General features: G+C 67.4%; 21 protein-coding genes and 1 tRNA gene. 15 read left to right on the forward strand and 7 right to left on the reverse strand.

The genetic code is table 11. The annotated features are described in order from the left end of the window. Positions 1-60 precede the first annotated feature (60 nt). Both mazG and KUV65_RS02770 read right to left on the reverse strand, forming a co-directional pair. Complete coding sequence (mazG, locus tag KUV65_RS02765) at positions 61-858, reverse strand: nucleoside triphosphate pyrophosphohydrolase (protein ID WP_222187327.1); 798 nt, start codon at positions 856-858, stop codon at positions 61-63. Then, positions 858-1,382, reverse strand: coding sequence for a flavin reductase family protein (locus tag KUV65_RS02770; protein ID WP_222187328.1), 525 nt, complete (start codon positions 1,380-1,382; stop codon positions 858-860). Before KUV65_RS02770 ends, mazG begins: the two co-directional genes overlap by 1 nt. 133 nt (positions 1,383-1,515) lie before the next feature. On the opposite strand from KUV65_RS02770, the gene speB reads away from it, so the two are divergent. The 7 genes from speB (at position 1,516) to KUV65_RS02805 (ending at position 7,162) form a co-directional block, all read left to right on the forward strand. Next, positions 1,516-2,478 carry an agmatinase gene (gene speB, locus KUV65_RS02775; RefSeq protein ID WP_222187329.1) on the forward strand — a complete coding sequence of 321 codons (963 nt, stop codon included), beginning with the start codon at positions 1,516-1,518 and terminating at the stop codon, positions 2,476-2,478. Between the two features lie 64 nt (positions 2,479-2,542). After that, positions 2,543-3,499 carry a lysophospholipid acyltransferase family protein gene (locus KUV65_RS02780; RefSeq protein ID WP_222187330.1) on the forward strand — a complete coding sequence of 319 codons (957 nt, stop codon included), beginning with the start codon at positions 2,543-2,545 and terminating at the stop codon, positions 3,497-3,499. A gap of 4 nt (positions 3,500-3,503) precedes the next feature. Further along, positions 3,504-4,322, forward strand: coding sequence for a glutamate racemase (locus tag KUV65_RS02785; protein WP_222187331.1), 819 nt, complete (start codon positions 3,504-3,506; stop codon positions 4,320-4,322). A gap of 31 nt (positions 4,323-4,353) precedes the next feature. Then, the gene (gene argC, locus KUV65_RS02790; RefSeq protein ID WP_222187332.1) at positions 4,354-5,382 is read left to right on the forward strand and encodes an N-acetyl-gamma-glutamyl-phosphate reductase; all 1,029 of its coding nucleotides are present in this window, start codon (positions 4,354-4,356) and stop codon (positions 5,380-5,382) included. Between the two features lie 25 nt (positions 5,383-5,407). Next, on the forward strand, positions 5,408-5,869 hold the full coding sequence (gene ccmE, locus KUV65_RS02795; protein ID WP_222187334.1) for a cytochrome c maturation protein CcmE: 462 nt from the start codon (positions 5,408-5,410) through the stop codon (positions 5,867-5,869). Between the two features lie 199 nt (positions 5,870-6,068). Then, a complete protein-coding gene (locus KUV65_RS02800; RefSeq protein ID WP_222187335.1) occupies positions 6,069-6,680 on the forward strand; it encodes a holin-associated N-acetylmuramidase in 612 nt (203 codons plus the stop codon). Further along, a complete protein-coding gene (locus KUV65_RS02805) occupies positions 6,671-7,162 on the forward strand; it encodes a holin family protein (RefSeq protein ID WP_222187336.1) in 492 nt (163 codons plus the stop codon). Before KUV65_RS02800 ends, KUV65_RS02805 begins: the two co-directional genes overlap by 10 nt. On the opposite strand, the gene KUV65_RS02810 is transcribed toward KUV65_RS02805, so the two are convergent. Both KUV65_RS02810 and KUV65_RS02815 read right to left on the reverse strand, forming a co-directional pair. Next, positions 7,159-8,571: a M20/M25/M40 family metallo-hydrolase gene (locus tag KUV65_RS02810; protein ID WP_222187337.1), complete on the reverse strand. Its 1,413-nt coding sequence runs from the start codon at positions 8,569-8,571 to the stop codon at positions 7,159-7,161. The two genes, KUV65_RS02805 and KUV65_RS02810, sit on opposite strands and share 4 nt — an antisense overlap. 134 nt (positions 8,572-8,705) lie before the next feature. Next, a tRNA-Ser gene (locus KUV65_RS02815) sits at positions 8,706-8,795 on the reverse strand. Between the two features lie 221 nt (positions 8,796-9,016). Here KUV65_RS02815 and KUV65_RS02820 point away from each other — a divergent pair. The 8 genes from KUV65_RS02820 (at position 9,017) to KUV65_RS02855 (ending at position 16,662) form a co-directional block, all read left to right on the forward strand. Beyond that, positions 9,017-9,895, forward strand: coding sequence for a hypothetical protein (locus tag KUV65_RS02820; protein WP_222187338.1), 879 nt, complete (start codon positions 9,017-9,019; stop codon positions 9,893-9,895). A 201-nt stretch (positions 9,896-10,096) separates the two neighbouring features. After that, positions 10,097-10,750 (forward strand): 50S ribosomal protein L21, encoded by a 654-nt coding sequence (locus KUV65_RS02825; RefSeq protein ID WP_222187339.1) that lies wholly within the window; start codon positions 10,097-10,099, stop codon positions 10,748-10,750. 12 nt (positions 10,751-10,762) lie between these two features. Further along, the gene (gene rpmA, locus KUV65_RS02830) at positions 10,763-11,032 is read left to right on the forward strand and encodes a 50S ribosomal protein L27 (protein ID WP_222187346.1); all 270 of its coding nucleotides are present in this window, start codon (positions 10,763-10,765) and stop codon (positions 11,030-11,032) included. 139 nt (positions 11,033-11,171) lie between these two features. Further along, positions 11,172-11,711 carry a GNAT family N-acetyltransferase gene (locus KUV65_RS02835; RefSeq protein ID WP_222187348.1) on the forward strand — a complete coding sequence of 180 codons (540 nt, stop codon included), beginning with the start codon at positions 11,172-11,174 and terminating at the stop codon, positions 11,709-11,711. A 98-nt stretch (positions 11,712-11,809) separates the two neighbouring features. Then, positions 11,810-12,847: a GTPase ObgE gene (obgE, locus tag KUV65_RS02840; protein ID WP_222187350.1), complete on the forward strand. Its 1,038-nt coding sequence runs from the start codon at positions 11,810-11,812 to the stop codon at positions 12,845-12,847. After that, a complete protein-coding gene (gene proB, locus KUV65_RS02845) occupies positions 12,835-13,968 on the forward strand; it encodes a glutamate 5-kinase (RefSeq protein ID WP_308124492.1) in 1,134 nt (377 codons plus the stop codon). Before obgE ends, proB begins: the two co-directional genes overlap by 13 nt. A 60-nt stretch (positions 13,969-14,028) precedes the next feature. Then, the gene (locus KUV65_RS02850) at positions 14,029-15,303 is read left to right on the forward strand and encodes a glutamate-5-semialdehyde dehydrogenase (RefSeq protein WP_222187352.1); all 1,275 of its coding nucleotides are present in this window, start codon (positions 14,029-14,031) and stop codon (positions 15,301-15,303) included. A gap of 168 nt (positions 15,304-15,471) precedes the next feature. Next, on the forward strand, positions 15,472-16,662 hold the full coding sequence (locus KUV65_RS02855; RefSeq protein WP_222187354.1) for a trans-sulfuration enzyme family protein: 1,191 nt from the start codon (positions 15,472-15,474) through the stop codon (positions 16,660-16,662). On the opposite strand, the gene KUV65_RS02860 is transcribed toward KUV65_RS02855, so the two are convergent. The 3 genes from KUV65_RS02860 to KUV65_RS02870 are packed head-to-tail and all read right to left on the reverse strand — an operon-like array spanning position 16,659 to position 17,811. Continuing rightward, on the reverse strand, positions 16,659-17,021 hold the full coding sequence (locus tag KUV65_RS02860; RefSeq protein WP_222187356.1) for a hypothetical protein: 363 nt from the start codon (positions 17,019-17,021) through the stop codon (positions 16,659-16,661). The genes KUV65_RS02855 and KUV65_RS02860 overlap by 4 nt on opposite strands. Further along, entirely contained in the window at positions 17,018-17,392 is a 375-nt protein-coding gene (locus tag KUV65_RS02865) for a hypothetical protein (protein WP_222187358.1), read from the reverse strand. Before KUV65_RS02865 ends, KUV65_RS02860 begins: the two co-directional genes overlap by 4 nt. Then, positions 17,389-17,811 (reverse strand): hypothetical protein, encoded by a 423-nt coding sequence (locus KUV65_RS02870; RefSeq protein WP_222187360.1) that lies wholly within the window; start codon positions 17,809-17,811, stop codon positions 17,389-17,391. The genes KUV65_RS02865 and KUV65_RS02870 overlap by 4 nt, the downstream gene beginning before the upstream one ends. Positions 17,812-17,843 lie beyond the last annotated feature (32 nt).

Below are 17,843 nucleotides of genomic sequence, written 5' to 3' on the forward strand. Positions count from 1 at the left end.
CTCATGCCTTGCATGCCGTCTTCACACTCGGGGCGCAAGTGCACCTACCGGCCAACCCGGTCACAGACCTTGCGTTTTCGCCTCGGTCCAGAGCGCGTCCATCTCGTCGAGATCGCTTTGATCCGGCGTCTTGCCCCGCTCTGCCAGCGCGGCTTCGATGAAATGGAACCGGCGGACGAATTTCGCATTGGCCGCGCGCAAGGCGACCTCGGGGTCGACCTTGAGATGCCGGGCGAGGTTGGCCACGACGAAAAGCAGGTCGCCCAGTTCCTCCTCGATCTTGTCCTGCGGCAGGGTTGCGCGGGCTTCGGCCAGTTCGCGCGCCTCCTCGGCGATCTTGTCCACGACCATGCCGATCTCGGGCCAGTCGAACCCGACCCGGGCGGCCCGTTTCTGCAGCTTCTCGGCCCGCATCAGCGCCGGCAGGCCCAGCGCCACGTCATCCAGCACGCCGCCCCGCGCCTTGGCGGCGCGTTCGGCGGCCTTTACCGCTTCCCAGTCGCGGGTCTGCTGTTCGGCGGATTTCGCATTGCTTTCCTCCCCGAACACATGCGGATGGCGCGCTACCATCTTGTCGGCGATGGACCGCGCCACGTCGTCGAAATCGAACAGCCCCGCTTCTTCGGCCATGCGGGCGTGGAACACCGACTGGAACAGAAGATCGCCCAACTCGCCCTTCAACTCGTCCCAGGCCTCGCGCTCGATCGCGTCGGCGACCTCGTAGGCTTCCTCGATCGTGTAGGGCGCGATGGTGGCAAAGGTCTGCTCCACGTCCCAGGGGCAGCCGTGTTCCGGGTCGCGAAGGCGCGCCATGATAGCGCGCAGGCGGCTCATCTGGTTTTGCGAGGTATCCGGCATCAATGCGCCTCGGGCCGCAGGTATTTCCGCAAACCGTAAAGCAGCGGCTCGCCCTCATGCGCGGTGATCACCTCGGCCACCTCGCCGATGCAGATATGGTGCGTGCCGATCCGCTCAGCCGAGATCAGGCGGCAGTCGAAACTGACCAGCGCGTCCGACAGGCGCGGCGCGCCGGTGGCCATCACCTCATGCGCGACCGCGTTGAACTTGTCGCCCCCCGGCGCGGGCAGGCGCGAAGAGAACACGTCCGAGATCTCGGTCTGGCCGGTGCGCAGCACGTTGATGCAGAAGCACTTGTTCTCCAGCACCAGCGGCAGGGCCGAGGAGGACGCATTCAGGCAGGTCAGCATCGTGGGCGCGGCCCCGTCCGCCGAGATCGAGGTCATGGCCGACACGGTGACACCCGCACGGCCCGCCGCGCCATCGGTCGTGACCACCGAGACCGAGGCCGCCGCCCGGCTCATCCCTTCGAGGAAGGCCGCGCGCAGCGCCTCTCCTGCGGTTGCATCGGTGGTGTCGGCCATCGGAACTCTCCCGTCGCTTGCCTGTCGCCTCATTGCCCGATGGGGCAGATAGGGGCAAGGGCGGCAAAGTCAGGGGCCGCTTGCCAATCGCGCGCGAAACGGCAAAGGCTGGCGCAACGAAACGGAGACGCACATGGCCCTGGAAGACGCGAAACACCAGATCGACACCGCCATCACGCGCGACGAGTTCAAGGGGTTGGCCTTCGAGAACGCCTTTTCGGGCGTGACCAGCTTCCTGCGCCGTACCTACACCAAGGACCTCAGCGGCGTGGACGTAGCGATCACCGGCATTCCCTTCGACCAGTCGGTGACGAACCGGCCCGGCACCCGGTTCGGCCCGCGCGCGATCCGCGCGGCCTCCAGCCTGCAACCCTTCGATCCGCCCTATGGCTGGGATGGCTATTCGCCGCTCGAAGCACTGGCCATTGCCGATTACGGCGACATGGCGCTGGATTATGCCTATACCGCCGACGTGCCCGCCCGGATCGAGGCGCATATCAAGGGCATCCTCGACGCAGGCGCCGCCGCGATCACGCTTGGCGGCGATCACTCCATCACCCTGCCGATCCTGCGCGCCCATGCGGCCAAGCACGGGCCCGTCGCCCTGATCCAGGTCGATGCCCATACCGACACATGGCCCGATGACGACGCGTCCCGCATCGACCACGGCACCTTCTGCTACACGGCGGTGAAGGAGGGGCTGATCGACGTGGCCCATTCCGCCCATGTCGGCATCCGCACCGTGGTCGAAGACAATCTCGGCATTCACATCCACGACGCGGCCGAGGTGCATGCGCGCGGGGCAGGGGCCGTGGCCGAGGACCTGCGCGCACGGGTCGGGGAGCGGCCCGTTTACCTCAGCTTCGACATCGACGGTCTGGACCCGGCTTTTGCCCCCGGCACAGGCACGCCGGTCTGGGGCGGCCTGTCCAGCGCACAGGCCGCGCAACTGTTGCGCGGACTCGCGGGGATCACCCTTGTCGGCGGCGACGTGGTCGAGGTTTCGCCCCCCTTCGACCATGCCGAGATGACGGCGGTGGCCGGCGCCCATGTGGCGATGGAATTGCTCTGCCTTTGGGGCTGGACCCGCCGCTAGAGGCTGGACGCAGCCGCCCCCTTCGCGGTAAGCCAAACCAACGCTTTCAACCCGGACGCGAGCCATGCCCCTCAGGCGCTCCGAACCCACGCAACAGTCGCTCCAGCGCCAGGTCGCGCGCGAGATCTCCTATGCGTCTTCGGCCGCCTCCAAGGGCGGGCGCGCGATGATCCGGGTGATGGAGAACGCCACCGGTCGCATGGGCCTGATCCGCCGGGCCGAGGGCTATGACGACGAGGTGCGGCAGGGCCGCGATTTCTGGCAGGTGATGACCGATCGCTACGGGCTCAGCCTCGACGTGATCGGCGGCAGCCTGTCGAACATCCCCGCCGAGGGGCCAGTGGTGGTGATCGCCAACCATCCCTACGGCATCCTCGACGGGCTGATGATGGGCCATATCCTCAGCAAGGCGCGGGGCGATTTCCGCATCCTGGCCCACCGCGTGTTCCGCAAGGCCGAGGATATCGACCGGGTCATCCTGCCCATCAGCTTCGATGACACGAAAGAGGCGCTGGCGCTGAACATCGAAACCCGGCGCGAGGCGCTGCGCTACCTCTCCGACGGGGGCGCGATCGGGGTCTTTCCCGGCGGCACGGTCTCGACGGCGGCCAAGCCCTTTGGCCGCCCGATGGATCCCGGCTGGCGCGGTTTCACCGCCAAGATGATTGCGAAATCCGACGCCACCGTGGTGCCGATCTTCTTCGACGGCCACAATTCGCGCCTCTTCCAGCTGATGAGCCACCTGCACACGACCCTGCGTATGGGCCTTCTCATCAAGGAATTCCGCTCCCGCGTGAACAGCCCCGTGCGCGTCGTCATCGGCGATCCGATCCCGCGCGCCGAGTTGGAGCCCTTCGCCCGCGACACCAAGGCGATGATGGCCTTCCTGCGCGAAAGGACCTATGGGTTAAGCCCGAGGCCGCTGGACCCGCGGCTGAGAGGATTCGAATTCGAGGCACAGCACCGCGACAGGGATGACGAGGGCGCACGCCCGCGCGGCAAGCTGAAAGACAGGTATTGAGGCGATGGCAGTCGGGATTTTCGATAGCGGATTGGGTGGTCTGACGGTTCTTGAGGCGGTGACCAAGCGCCTGCCGGACCTGCCCGTGGTCTATTTCGGTGACAACGCCCACACCCCCTATGGCGTGCGCGATGCCGATGACATCTACGAGCTGACCACCGCCGGCGTGCAATGCCTGTTCGATCAGGGCTGCGACCTCGTGATCCTGGCCTGCAACACGGCCTCCGCCGCCGCGCTGCGCCGGATGCAGGAAGGCTGGGTGCCCCATGACAAGCGCGTACTCGGCGTGTTCGTGCCGCTGATCGAGGCGCTGACCGAACGCAAATGGGGCGACAACTCCCCCCCGCGCGAAGTCGCGGTAAAGCACGTCGCACTCTTTGCCACGCCCACCACCGTCTCCAGCCGCGCCTTCCAGCGCGAACTGGCCTTCCGCGCCATCGGCGTCGACGTGGAGGCGCAGCCTTGCGCCGGTGTCGTCGACGCGATCGAGATGGGCGACATGATCCTGGCCGATGCGCTGGTGCGGTCCCACGTGGAATCGCTGCAACGGCGGATGCCGAGGCCCGAGGCCGCGATCCTGGGCTGCACCCATTACCCGCTGGTCGAAGAGGTCTTCCGTGATGCGCTGGGGCCGGACGTGGCCGTCTATTCCCAGCCCAATCTCGTGGCCGAAAGCCTTGCCGATTACCTCGAGCGCCGCCCCGAAATGGTGGGGCCGGGTGCCGAGACCCGGTTCCTGACCACGGGTGACCCCAAGCGCGTCTCCTCCAAGGCCACGCAATTCCTGCGACGACAGATCGACTTCACCGCCGCCGATCTTTGACCTTTCGCCCTTTTCTGGGGGTTCGCAGACCATGACCTACAAAATCGCCATTCTCGGCGCGTCCGGCTATACCGGCGCCGAACTCACCCGGCTGATCCTCGGCCATCCCGACATGACCCTTGTCGCGCTCACCGGCGAGCGCAAGGCCGGCCGCGCCATGGCCGAGGTCTATCCGTTCCTGCGCGGCTTCGACCTGCCCGATCTCTGCCGGATCGAGGATGTGGATTTCTCTGGGGTGGATCTCGCCTTTTGCGCGCTGCCGCATGCGACATCACAACGCGTGATCAAGGGTTTGCCTCGCGATCTTAAAGTTGTGGACTTGTCCGCCGATTTCCGCCTGCGCGACCCCGCCGCCTATGCCAAGTGGTATGGCAAACCCCATGACGCGCCCGAGTTGCAGGCAGAGGCCGTCTATGGCCTGACCGAGTTCTACCGCGACCAGATCCGCACCGCACGGCTGGTGGCCGGCACCGGCTGCAACGCCGCGACCGGGCAATACGCCATCCGGCCGCTGCTTGCGGCGGGCGTGATCGACCCCGACGAGATCATCATCAACCTGATCACCGGCGTTTCGGGCGCGGGGCGCAGCCTGAAGGAAAACCTGCTGCACGCCGAGATGAGCGAGGGCGCGAACGCCTACGCCATCGGCAGCACGCACCGGCACCTCGGCGAATTCGACCAGGAATTCAGCGCCATTGCCGGCCGTCCCGTGTCGGTGCAGTTCACCCCGCATCTGGCGCCGATGAACCGTGGCATCCTCGCCACCGTCTACGTGCACGGCCATGCGCAGGCGATCTACGAGGCGCTGGAGCAGGCCTACCGGGACGAACCCTTCATCCAGATGCTTCCCTTTGGCGCATCCCCCTCGACTCACGACGTCAGAGGAAGCAATTATGTCCATGTCGGTGTGACGGCGGACCGGCGGGCGGGACGGGCCTCGGTGTTCGTTGCGCTCGACAATCTGTGCAAGGGCTCTTCGGGGCAAGCGCTTCAGAACGCGAACCTGATGCTGGGGGTGGAGGAAACCACCGGCTTGCTGGGCGCGGCGCTGTTCCCCTGACGCCCCATTGAGGAGACGAACGACCATGCGCGGTCTCAAGAAACAGCGGCGGATTCAGGTCATCATCGTGGCCACCCTCGCCCTGGCCGTATCCGCCGGCCTGATCGGATATGCCATGCGCGACGGAATCAACTTCTTCCGCGCGCCCATCGACGTGGTGGAAAGCCCGCCACCGCCCACCGAGGTGTTCCGCATCGGCGGCCTGGTCGAGGATGGCAGCCTGATCCGCGGGCAGGGCGAGACGATCCGCTTCACCGTGACCGATGGCGGGGCCTCCGTGCCGGTGACCTATACCGGCGTGCTGCCCGACCTCTTCGGCGAGGGGCAGGGGATGGTCGGCACCGGCCGCCTGATCGACGGCGTCTTCGAGGCGACCGAGATCCTGGCCCGCCATGACGAAACCTACATGCCCGCCGAGGTGATCGACGCCCTGGAAGAGCAGGGGGTCTACCGTCACATGGAAGACGAGGCGCAGCCCGAAAGCTGAGGGATTTCGCCGCGCTGACGCGCGTCGACCCGGGCGAGAGGGGCTGTCTGCCCCTCTCGCGCTCTCCCCGAGCATATTTTCAGGATAAAGAGGGGGCGCGGCCGGAGGGGGCGCATCTTTTGTCGTCTCCGTTAACCGAATCTTAGGAAAGCTGTGGTGTCCTGCTCGGGATTGAAACCTTGAGCATGGAGGGCGAGCCATGCTTTCGGTTCGTGCTATTGCCGATCAGATTGTCGCCCGCGAGGGCGGGTTCGTGGACGACCCGGACGATCCGGGCGGGGCGACGAAACACGGCGTGACCATTCACACGATGCGCAGCCTCGGGCTGGATCTCGACGCCGATGGCGACGTGGATTTGGACGACGTGCGCGCGGTCACCCCCGAGATCGCCGCCGATATCTTCCTGCGCCACTATTTCGAAGGGCCACGCATCGCCATGTTGCCCGAGGTGCTGCAGCCGTCGGTCTTCGACATGTATGTCAATACGGGCTCGAACGCGGTGCGCATCCTGCAACGGCTGTTGCGCGACATGGGGCTGGATATCGCCGTGGACGGGGTGATCGGGCCGCAGACCGCGCGCGCGGCCCATGCCGCCCTGCGCCAGGCGCCCGATCACCTGGCCGATGCCTACGGGATCGCGCGGCGCAACTATTACTACCGCATCGCCGATCGCCGCCCGGCCAGCCGCAAATACGCGCGCCGCCGCGATGGCGGCAAGGGCGGCTGGATCCTGCGGGCCGAGGAATTCATCTCGCCGCGCTTTCACCTGACGGAGGCCGAGCATCGCGCCCGGGTAGCGGCATGGGGCTGATCGACCGGGCCATCGGGGCAAGCCGCGCCTTGGACGCCATGGGCGACGCGGTAGAGGGCGTGTCGGAAGTGTTCGTCGAGAACGCGACGCGCCGCATGGAACTTGCCGCCGAGGCGCGCGCCGCCGCGCTGGAGGCGGCCTCGACCGAATTCCAACACGCGGGCAACAGCCTGTTCGACCGCTTCGTCAATGGGGTGAACCGGCTGCCGCGCCCCTTCCTCGCGCTCGGGACCCTGGGTCTGTTCGTCTACGCGATGGCCGATCCCGAGGGGTTCGCGGCGCGGATGCGCGGGCTGGCCGAGGTGCCCGATCCGCTGTGGTGGCTCTTGGGGGCGATCGTCAGCTTCTATTTCGGCGCGCGGGAGCTGCATTACTTCCGCAGCCCCGCCAACCCCGCAACGCCCCGCCGACCCGAGACGGGCGCGGCGGAGAACCCGGCGCTCTCCGCCTGGCGGTCCCAGGCGGGCGAGGGGGAGGACTAGGCTTGCCCCAGCAACGTCTCTCGCGTGACCTCGCCCAGATCCCAGTAGAGCCCCGCCATCAGACGCGTCGCATCGGCGAAGATCGCCGTGGGCAGATGCTCGTTCGGGGCATGCTGGGAACAGCCCGGGTAGGAATGGGGCACCCAGACCGTCGGCAGGCCCAGAATGTCGGTGAAAATGTCGTTAGGCAGCGACCCGCCGAGCGAGGGCAGCACCACGGGCCGCGCGCCGGTGGTCCGTTCCAGCGACTGCACGGCAAAGCGCGCGGCGGGGTGATCGGGCGGCGTGGCCGAGGCGGCGAAGGCGGGGCCGATCTCCTCGACCTCGATATCGCCGAAGCCTTCCCTGGCCAGATGCGCGCGCAGGTGTTCGGCCAGCCTGTCTTCCTCGAGGCCCACGACATAGCGCAATTGCACCCAGGCCGTGGCCTCGGGCGGGATGGCGTTGACCGGATGCTCGGGCGTGCCGCAGGTGAAGGCGAGGATCTCGGCCGAGTTCCAGCCATGGACCCGCTCGGCCGGTGCCATGTTCGGCGTGCCCCAGCCCTCGTCGACCTCGCCCCCGGCAGGGGTCAGGCCCAGCAGGGCGGCGCGGACGGGGCGCGGGATGCCGCCCTCAGGTGTCCAGCCGGGCACCTTGATCGCGCCACGCGCGTCCGAGATGCAGGCCAGCGCATGCGCCATCTCCAGCCCCGGATTGCGCAAGAGCCCGCCGAAATTGCCGGAATGCCGCCCACCCTCGCGCCGCTTGAGATGCAGCTTGAAGGTGCGCCCGCCGCGCGCGCCCAGGAAAATCGTGGGCCGGTCGGCGGCGATGCGCGGCCCGTCCGAGGCGACCAGAAGGTCGGCGGCGAGGTCGTTCTTGCGCGCTGTGCACAGCTCACGCAGGCCGGGCGAGCCGATCTCTTCGCCCATCTCCACGATCCAGATCAGGTTGAACCCAAGCTTGCCGCCGCGCGCCGCCATGGCTGCCTGAACCGCGGTGAGATTGACGAGGAACTGGCCCTTGTTGTCGGCGATCCCGCGCCCGTAAAGCCGGGCTTCCCCGGCCGCCTCGGTCAGGGTCCACGGGTCGCGCCCCTCGCGCCATTGGCCGTCCATACCGGGGACGGTGTCGCCATGGGCATAGCCCAGAACGGTGGGGCGGTCCGGGTCCTCGATGCGGCGGGCGATCAGAAAAGGGTGACCCTCGGCGGTCGTGCGCTCGGTCTCGAAGCCTATGGCGGTGAACCCGGCCTCGACATGATCGAGATAGGCAGCGATCTGCGGGCCAGCGTCGTCGGCGGAGGCATCGGTGCGAAACGCGATCAGGTCGGCCAGCGCGGCCCGAAACGCGGCGCTGCCCGCGATGTCTTCGCCATAGCGGGTGGCGGTTGTGCGGCTGTCGGTGGGATCGGGCGAGTCGGACACGGGGCACCTCCAGAAACGGGACGCCACAGGCTTGGCCGCGTTGGCCGCCGGGTGCAAGAGGGGCACCGGGGCAATCCGGCGGTCTGGTCGAAGGGGAAAGATGGCACGGTCGGCCTGCGCCCAAGGCGGGCAAGTGGCGGAGAGACAGGGATTCGAACCCTGGGTGGACTTGCGCCCACAACGGTTTTCGAGACCGCCCCGTTCGACCACTCCGGCACCTCTCCGCAAGGCACGTGGTCCGTGTGGAGGCGGCATTTAGCGAAAGGGCGCGGGGCGTGCAAGGGGGCGTCGGCGCTTTTCGTGATGCGCCGCGCCAAAGGCTCTCTGCTTACCGTGATTTCACGTCTGCGGCATTTGCCATGGGCCGGGGCGCTTGCGGCTGGTATGCTTGGGGCCGCGAGACCATGTTGAGACCGTTACGTTCTTTCAACACGGAGATGATCGGATGCTGAAAGCTGCCCTCGTTGCCCTGCCGTTGACGCTTGGCCTTCTCGCCGCGCCCATGGCCGTTGCGCAGACGCCGGCGCAGACCATGCCCGCCACCCCGCCACTATCCGAGCGCGCGCCCGAGCTTCACGCGATGCTCGATGCGCTTGGCATGTACGAGGTGCTGGAGATCATGGCGAGCGAGGCAATGGCCGGCTCGGTCCAACTGGAGGCGGACATGTTCCCCGGCGATGGCGGCGCGGCCTGGCAGGCGATGATCACGCGGCTGCATTCCGTGGACACGATGACCGAGGCCTTCGAAGAGGCCTTCCCGATGGAGCGGATGACGGCCGATCACATCGCGCAGGTCACCGCCTTCGCCACCGCCGAGCCGGGGCGCAGCATCATCGAAGGGGAAATCGCCACCCGCCGCGCGTTTCTCGACCCCGCGATCGAGGAAGAGGCGCAGATCCGCTTTCGCGAACGCGCCGAGGCCGGGGACCCGCGACTTGACCTGCTGACCCGGTTCATTTCGGCCAACGCGCTGGTGGAGCGCAACGTGATGGGCGCGCTCAATTCGAACTACGCCTTCTACCGGGGCCTTGTCGATGGCGGCGCCTTCGAGGTGGACCTGCCCGAAGACCTGATGCTGGCCGAGGTCTGGGGGCAGGAGCCCGAGATCCGCGCCGACACGATCGAATGGCTTTATTCCTATCAGTTGGCGGCCTATGACGGCCTGACCGATGGCGACCTTCAGGCCTATATCGCCATGTCCGAGACCGAGGCGGGGCAGGCGCTGAACGCCGCGCTCTTCACGGCCTTCGACGCGATGTTCGACGCCATGAGCTACGACCTTGGCCAGGCGGCGGCGGTCTTCATCGCGGGCGAGGATACCTGAGCGCGCGGCCCTTGACCTGAGGGGACGCTTGCGGCATATGGCGGCCTCTACCGCCGTCCGGGTTTCGGGCGGCGGGAATCGTTTTCGACATGACGCCCCGACCGGGGCGCGCTGTCCGAGGCGGGGCAGGGGCCACGGTCCGACCCCACGAACACCGGGAAACCGGGGCCACAGGGCGCGGTAGACAAAAGGACCACGCGCATGTTCGCGGTGATGAAAACCGGCGGCAAGCAGTACAAGGTGAAGGCGGGCGACCGTCTGCGCGTTGAAAAGCTGGCAGCCGATGCGGGCGAAACCGTCCAGTTCAACGATATTCTGATGCTTGGCGGCGACAGCGCCACCGTGGGCAGCCCCACGGTTGAAGGCGCCGCGGTGCAGGCCACCGTTGTCGACCAGATCAAGGGCGAAAAGCTGATCCACTTCGTGAAGCGCCGCCGCAAGCACTCGTCGAAGCGCACCAAGGGGCATCGCCAGCAGCTGACGCTGGTCGAGATCACCGAGATCCTCACCTCGGGTGCTGACAAATCAGGCGTGAAAGCCGCCGTCGGCGCAGGCTCGGTCGCAACGACCGCCGGGGCCGCAGCGGCACCCAAGAAGGCCGCCAAGCCCGCCAAGACAGAGGCCGCACCGGCCGCAGCCGCAGCCGCCGCCGAAGGCGCGGACGATCTCAAGAAACTGTCGGGCGTCGGTCCCGCGCTTGAGAAGAAGCTGCTCGAAGCGGGTGTGACCAGCTTCGCCCAGATCGCCGCATGGACGCCGGAAGACGTGGCCGCCATGGACGAGAAGCTGTCCTTCAAGGGCCGCATCGAGCGTGAGGGCTGGATCGAACAGGCCAAAGAACTGGCCGGCGAATAAGGAGAGAGACACATGGCACATAAAAAAGCAGGTGGCTCCAGCCGTAACGGCCGCGATTCTGCCGGCCGTCGCCTCGGCATCAAGAAATTCGGTGGCGAAGCTGTCGTCCCGGGCAACATCATCGCGCGCCAGCGTGGCACCAAGTGGCACCCCGGCCAGGGCGTCGGCATGGGCAAGGATCACACGATCTTCGCCACCGCCGAAGGCCACGTGACCTTTGCCAAGGGCTTCAAGGGCCGCACCTTCATTTCGGTACTGCCGTCGGCCGAGGCCGCGGAGTAACGCCGAATCCCGAAAGTGAAATTTTCGAGGGGCCGGCGGATCAGCCGGCCCTTTCGCATTTCTGTCATTCCCTTGTGTCACAGGGCCATCATGCCCACCTTTCCCCTGGGGGGAGTGGTTCGGAGGAGGACCGCAGCCCATGAAACAGGATACCATCGTCGTTCAGGCCGTCATCGAAGCCCCGCGCATGACATTGCGCCCGCTGCGCAGCTCGGATGCGGGCCTTCTGTCGATGTACACCGCCGACAAGCGCGTGGCCGAGATGACGACCTCGATCCCGCACCCGTTGCCGCCCGGCTCGACCGAGGCGTTCATCCAACGCGCGCTGGACGCGGAGCGGACGGAGTTCGTCTGGGCGATGGACGCGACCGAGTATGGCGGGTCCGAGGTGCTGGGGGTGATTTCGCTGAAGCAGATGGATCGCGGCCAGTCCGAGATCAGCTACTGGGTGGCCCCGGCGATGTGGAACACCGGCTTTGCGTCCGAGGCGGTCAACGCGCTGGTTTCGGCCAATCCGCTGGAGAACAAGACGATCTTCGGCTCGGTTTTCCAGGACAATCCCGGCTCGGCGCGGGTGTTGACCAATGCAGGCTTCGACTATCTCGGCGATGCCGAGGCCTATTCGGTCGCGCGCCAGGCCAAGGTGCCGACATGGACCTACCTCAAGCGTTTGGGGTAAGGGTCAACGGGCGGGATGCGAGGGGCCAGCCCCTCGCGCTCCCCGGAGTTTTTTTGCCAAGATGAAGGGGAGGCCTTGCGCCTCGACCCGGTGACCCGATGAAATTTCTCGATCTAGCCAAGGTTTACATCCGCTCGGGCAGCGGCGGCGGTGGGGCGGTCAGCTTTCACCGCGAAAAGTTCGTCGAATATGGCGGGCCCGATGGCGGCGATGGCGGGCGCGGCGGCGATGTCTGGGCCGAGGCGGTCGACGGGCTGAACACCCTGATCGATTTCCGCTACCAGCAGCATTTCTTCGCCAAGAACGGCACGCCCGGCATGGGCAAGCAGCGCACCGGTGCGGGCGGCGACGATATCGTGCTGCGCGTTCCGGCGGGCACCGAGATCCTCGAAGAAGACGAGGAAACGGTGATCGCCGACCTTGCCAAGGTGGGCGACCGGGTGTTGCTGGCCAAGGGCGGCAATGGCGGCTTTGGCAACCTGCATTTCAAGACCGCGACCAACCAGGCCCCGCGCCGCGCGAATCCCGGCCAGCCGGGGGTGGAGCGCACGATCTGGCTGCGGCTGAAGCTGATCGCGGATGTGGGCCTGTTGGGCCTGCCGAATGCGGGCAAATCGACCTTTCTGGCGGCGACCTCGAACGCGCGGCCCAAGATCGCCGACTATCCCTTTACCACGCTGCATCCGAACCTGGGCGTCGTGGGTGTCGATGGCGCGGAGTTCGTCGTGGCGGACATCCCCGGCCTGATCGAAGGCGCGCATGAGGGGCGGGGGCTGGGGGACCTGTTCCTTGGGCATGTGGAGCGCTGCGCGGTCCTCTTGCACCTGATCGACGGCACGTCCGAGGACGTGGTGGCCGATTACCACACGATCATCGAAGAGCTTGAGGCCTATGGCGGCGGGCTGGCCGAGAAGCCGCGCGTGACGGTGCTCAACAAGATCGACGCGCTGATGGATGAGGAGATCGACGAAAAGCGCGCGGCGCTGCAGGCCGAAACGGGGGGCGAGGTGATGACCATGTCGGGGGTGGCGCGCACCGGGCTGGTCGAGGTTCTGCGCGTGCTGCGCTCCAAGATCGACGCGGACCGGCTGCGCATGCGCGCCGACCGCGAGGAGCCCGAGCCGTGGCGGCCCTGAGCGCCGAGGCGCGCCCCGTGGGCCTGGCGGAGGCGAAACGGCTGGTCGTCAAGATCGGCTCGGCCCTGTTGGTGGATCGCGAGACCGGCGCGCTCAAGGCCGATTGGCTGCGCGCGCTGGCGCTGGACGTGGCCATGCTCAAGGCGCGCGGGGTGGACGTTATCCTTGTCTCCTCCGGCTCCATCGCGTTGGGGCGGGGGGTGCTGGCGCTGGGGCAGGGCGCGCTGTCGCTGGACGAGGCGCAGGCGGCGGCCGCGGTGGGCCAGATCCGGCTGGCGCGCGCCTATGAAGAAGCGTTCGCGCCCCATGGCATCACCACCGCGCAGATCCTGCTGACGCTGGACGATAGCGGCGACCGGCGGCGGTACCTGAACACCCGCGCGACCATGGCGGCCCTTCTGGCGCGGAGCGTCGTCCCGATCGTCAACGAGAACGACACCATCGCCACCGACGAGATCCGCTACGGCGACAATGACCGCCTGGCGGCGAATGTGGCCGTGATGGCGGGGGCCGATACCTGCGTGCTGCTGTCCGATGTCGATGGCCTTTACACTGCCAATCCGAACGAGGACCCGAGCGCGCGGCACCTGCCCGTGGTCGAGGCGATCACCCCCGAGATCGAGGCGATGGCCGGCGATGCCGGGTCGGGCCTGTCGAAAGGCGGGATGAAGACCAAGCTGATGGCCGCGCGCACCGCGACCGGCGCGGGTTGCGCCATGGCGATTGCCGAAGGCCGGGGTTTGCGCCCGCTTTCCGCGCTGGACGAGGGCGCGCGGTCAACCTGGTTCATCGCGACGCTTGACCCGCAGGCGGCGCGCAAGCGCTGGATCTCGGCCATGAAACCCCGCGGGGTGCTGCGCCTCGATGCCGGGGCGGCGGCAGCGCTGGGGCGGGGCAAATCGCTGTTGCCCGCGGGCGTCACCGACGTGTCGGGCGATTTCCAGCGCGGCGACCCGGTGCGGATGGAGGGCCCCGACGGGGCGGCGCTTGGCCTTGGGCTCAGCCGCTACACCGCCAGGGAAGCGCGCGCCATCGCGGGGCGCCGCTCGGACGAGATCGAGGCGATCCTGGGCTATCCAGCCCGCGCCGCGCTGGTCCATCGCGACGACATGGTTCTCTGAAGCCTTCCTGATCCTGCGAAAACCCCGTATCTTCACCGCAACCCCGAGATGAGGTTCGCCATGAAAGACCTGCCTGACAGCCAAGAGATCGCCGCCCTGATGGACGAGATCGGCCGCCGCGCGCGTGCTGCGAGTGCCGAGCTGGCCTTTGCCGCGCCAGAGGCGAAGCGCAGGGCGCTCGAGGTGGCCGCGGCCGAGGTGCGCGCGCGCGAGGGCGAGATCATCGCGGCGAATGAAAAGGACATGGCCTTTGGCCGCGACAAGGGCCTCAGCGCGGCGATGATGGACCGGCTGATGCTGGATGCGGGCCGGATCGAGAGCATCGCCAAGGGGCTGGAGGCCGTGGCCGCGCAGGACGATCCCGTGGGCGCGGTGATGACCGAATGGGACATGGCGTCGGGCCTTCATATCCAGCGGGTGCGCACGCCCCTCGGCGTGATCGGCGTGATCTACGAGTCCCGCCCCAACGTAACGGCTGATGCAGGCGCGCTGTGCCTGAAATCCGGCAACGCAGTGATCCTGCGCGGCGGCTCGGAGAGCTTTCATTCCTCCGGCGTGCTGGCCGAGTGCCTGAAGGCGGGCCTGCGCGCCGCCGAGCTGCCCGAGGACGCGGTGCAACTGGTCCCGACCCGCGACCGCGAGGCGGTGCGCCAGCTTCTGACCATGACCGAGTATGTCGACGTGATCGTGCCGCGTGGCGGCAAGGGCCTTGTCGGCCTGGTGCAGCGCGAGGCACGGGTGCCGGTCTTTGCCCATCTCGAAGGGATCTGTCACGTCTATCTCGATGCGAGCGCCGACGCGGAGAAGGCGCTGAAGGTGACGCTGAACGCCAAGACGCGGCGCACGGGCATCTGCGGATCGGCGGAATGCTTGCTGATCCATCGCGACGTGTTGGACACGATCGGGCAGGGCGTGGTGCGCGCCCTGATCGACGCCGGGGTCGAGGTGCGCGGCGATGCCGAGTTGCAGAAGATCGAGGGCGTCGTTCCGGCCACCGAGGCGGATTACGGGCGAGAGTTCCTCGACATGATCATCGCGGCCAGGGTTGTGGACGATATCGACGCGGCCATTGCCCATATCCGGCGCTATGGCTCGAACCATACCGACAGCATCATCACCGAGGATGACGCGGCGGCGCAGCGCTTCTTCCAACGGCTCGATTCGGCGATCCTGATGCGCAACGCCTCGACCCAGTTCGCCGATGGCGGCGAGTTCGGCATGGGGGCCGAGATCGGGATTGCGACCGGCAAGATGCATGCGCGCGGGCCGGTGGGGGCCGAGCAGCTGACCTCGTTCAAGTATCTGGTAACGGGCGACGGCACCGTCCGGCCATGATCGCATTGGGCCGGCCGGGCAGGGGGGCTCTGCCCCCCGGCCTTGCGGCCTCCCCCCGGCATGTTCGGGGGATAAAGATGCATCGGGAAGGGGCCGCGACGTCGGCCCTTTTCTCTTGCCGGGGCGGGGTGTTAGATGCGCCGTCCGAGCAACCGAGAGAGGCCCCAGATGAGCGACGATCGCCGCAATACCCGCCCCGAAACCCTTGTGCGGCGGATGCCGCTGGCCGAGGGCGTCAGCCGCCCCGTGGTCACGCCGATCCAGCCCTCGGTCGTCTATGCCTCGCCCTCGATCGACACGCTGCATGCACAATACGAGGGGCGCGAGACGGGCTATACCTACGCCCGCGAAGGCCATCCGAACGCGACGCTTCTGGCGCGCAAGATCGACGCCATGGAGGGGGCCGAGGGCGGTATCGTCACCGGGTCGGGCATGGCGGCGGTGACAGCGGCGCTGATGGGGCTGATGGGCGCCGGGGATCACGTGGTGGGCGGCAACCAGCTTTATGGCCGGTCGCTGCGCCTGATGCACCAGGACCTGGGCCGCTTCGGGATCGCGACCAGCGTGGCCGACCCGACCGATGCCGAGGCCGTGCGCGCCGCGATCCGCCCCGAGACCAAGATGATCCTGGTCGAGGTCGTGTCGAACCCGACCCTGCGGGTGGCGGACATGGAGGGCATCGCCAAGGTCGCGCGCGAGGCGGGCGTGCTTCTGGCCGTGGACAACACCTTCACCACGCCGCGCGCCTGGCGGCCCTTCGAGCATGGCGCGGATATCGTGATCCACTCGGTGACGAAGCTGTTGGCTGGCCATTCCGACGTGACGCTGGGCTATGTCGTGGCCAAGGACGCGGCGCTGCAAAAGGCGATCTACGATTTTGCGGTGACCACCGGGCTGACGCCGTCGCCCTATGAATGCTGGCTGGCCGAACGGGGGCTATACACCTTCCCGCTGCGCTATGACCGGGCCGAGGCGAATGCCGCCGCGCTGGCCGATTTCCTGGCCGGGCACCCCAAGGTCAAACGCGTGCTTTACCCTGGCCGGGACGATCACCCGGATCGCGCACGCGCCAAGGCGCTGTTGGGCGAGCGGACCGGCAACATGGTCAGCTTCGAGATCGAGGGCGACGAGCGGGCCGCGAACCGCATGGTCGAGGCCGCGCCGCAACTGCCCTTCGCGCCGACGCTGGGGGATGTGGGCACGACGCTCAGCCACCCGGCAAGCTCCAGCCACCGCGCCCTGACCTCCGAGGCGCGGGCCGAACTGGGCATGAGCGACGGGTTCTTCCGCGTCTCGGTCGGGATCGAGGAAATCGATCTGCTGATCTCGGATTTCGAGCAGGGGCTGGCCGCCGTTTAATCCGGGCAGCGGGTCCATTCGACGACCGATCCATCGCTTATGATGGCGATCCCTGCGCGGGTCGCCATCAGCATCACCCGCCCGCCATCGTATTCGACGCCTTCACCGGCGCATTGCGTGTCGAAAAGCATCGCGTCCATGCCGCGCACCTCGACCGGGTCGGTGAGGGTGCAGGCGTTCTCCAATCCGATCAACTGGCCGTCGCGGATGCCGAGGCGCCCGCCGATCAGGCCCCATTGACCGTCACAGCTGAAATGTGCGGCCTCCGGGGCGGGGGGCAGGTAGGCCCCTTCGAGGCGCGCGAGGAAATCCTCCTGCGCGGAAAGCGGCGTGGCGCAGAGCGCCAGAGCGAGGGTCAATCGGTGCAGCGCGGCCAAAATTGCATCCTTCCATCCTGTATGAACCATAGCCCGTCCTCGGTGGGCATCAGCATCGTGCGCCCGGCATCATAGGGCGTGCCCGTCTCGCCGGTGCAACTGACATCGTAGAGGATCGCATCCATGCCGCGCACCGGGGTTGCGGTGTGGAAGCGGCAGGTGAAATTCGCACCGTAATAGGTCTCGCCCTCGAAGCCGACGGGACGACCGCCTTCGGGGGCGGCTGGCGGACAGGGGCTGCCTTGGGGCAGGCCGATGCCGCCGGCATAGCGCCCGGCAATGCGGTCGGTGAAATTTTCCTGTGCAGTCGCGGGCAGGGCCGCCAGCAGCAAGAGGACCGTCGCGCGGATCAAAGCGAGTGCAACGGGGTGGAGCCATCCAGCACCACCACGTCGAAATTCAGGTCGGGCGACTGCGCCTCGACCTCGCGCCGGATGAGGTTGGCCGAGGGGAGCTTGTCGACCAGCGCAAGGTAACGGCCCCGGTAGGCGCGCTGGCTGAGGTAACGTGCAAGGTCGATGGCGTCGAAAAGTGGCGTCAGAAGCGGCGATAGAACCAGCGCCGGCGCATCCGGGCCCGAGAAATGCATCGAGTCGAGCTCGTCATACGACGCGCGGGCGATGTAGGAATGGGGTTCGAGCACGTTGCGCGGCAGCAGGTCCAGCACGTCGGAGGAGAGCGCCACCGCCAACACGCGGCCACCTTGCACATCGCTGGCATGGGCGTCGCGTTGCGTGGATCTGGGACCGGGCTTCTGGCCTGTGTCTCTCATACTCGTTCAACCGGAAAACGGCTGTCCCTGCA

It is taken from the genome of Maritalea mobilis (assembly GCF_019800885.1).
GTDB lineage: Bacteria > Pseudomonadota > Alphaproteobacteria > Rhodobacterales > Rhodobacteraceae > Roseibacterium > Roseibacterium beibuensis.

Excerpts from the sequence above, each read along its gene's own strand:
- KUV65_RS02805 (WP_222187336.1), top strand. The coding sequence starts at position 6,671 with ATGGGGCTGATCGACCGGGCCATCGGGGCAAGCCGCGCCTTGGACGCC.
- KUV65_RS02835 (WP_222187348.1), top strand. The coding sequence starts at position 11,172 with ATGAAACAGGATACCATCGTCGTTCAGGCCGTCATCGAAGCCCCGCGC.
- KUV65_RS02820 (WP_222187338.1), top strand. The coding sequence starts at position 9,017 with ATGCTGAAAGCTGCCCTCGTTGCCCTGCCGTTGACGCTTGGCCTTCTC.
- KUV65_RS02855 (WP_222187354.1), top strand. The coding sequence starts at position 15,472 with ATGAGCGACGATCGCCGCAATACCCGCCCCGAAACCCTTGTGCGGCGG.
- mazG (WP_222187327.1), bottom strand. The coding sequence starts at position 858 with ATGCCGGATACCTCGCAAAACCAGATGAGCCGCCTGCGCGCTATCATG.
- KUV65_RS02825 (WP_222187339.1), top strand. The coding sequence starts at position 10,097 with ATGTTCGCGGTGATGAAAACCGGCGGCAAGCAGTACAAGGTGAAGGCG.
- KUV65_RS02785 (WP_222187331.1), top strand. The coding sequence starts at position 3,504 with ATGGCAGTCGGGATTTTCGATAGCGGATTGGGTGGTCTGACGGTTCTT.
- argC (WP_222187332.1), top strand. The coding sequence starts at position 4,354 with ATGACCTACAAAATCGCCATTCTCGGCGCGTCCGGCTATACCGGCGCC.
- rpmA (WP_222187346.1), top strand. The coding sequence starts at position 10,763 with ATGGCACATAAAAAAGCAGGTGGCTCCAGCCGTAACGGCCGCGATTCT.
- obgE (WP_222187350.1), top strand. The coding sequence starts at position 11,810 with ATGAAATTTCTCGATCTAGCCAAGGTTTACATCCGCTCGGGCAGCGGC.
- speB (WP_222187329.1), top strand. The coding sequence starts at position 1,516 with ATGGCCCTGGAAGACGCGAAACACCAGATCGACACCGCCATCACGCGC.
- KUV65_RS02850 (WP_222187352.1), top strand. The coding sequence starts at position 14,029 with ATGAAAGACCTGCCTGACAGCCAAGAGATCGCCGCCCTGATGGACGAG.
- KUV65_RS02870 (WP_222187360.1), bottom strand. The coding sequence starts at position 17,811 with ATGAGAGACACAGGCCAGAAGCCCGGTCCCAGATCCACGCAACGCGAC.
- ccmE (WP_222187334.1), top strand. The coding sequence starts at position 5,408 with ATGCGCGGTCTCAAGAAACAGCGGCGGATTCAGGTCATCATCGTGGCC.
- KUV65_RS02780 (WP_222187330.1), top strand. The coding sequence starts at position 2,543 with ATGCCCCTCAGGCGCTCCGAACCCACGCAACAGTCGCTCCAGCGCCAG.
- KUV65_RS02770 (WP_222187328.1), bottom strand. The coding sequence starts at position 1,382 with ATGGCCGACACCACCGATGCAACCGCAGGAGAGGCGCTGCGCGCGGCC.
- KUV65_RS02800 (WP_222187335.1), top strand. The coding sequence starts at position 6,069 with ATGCTTTCGGTTCGTGCTATTGCCGATCAGATTGTCGCCCGCGAGGGC.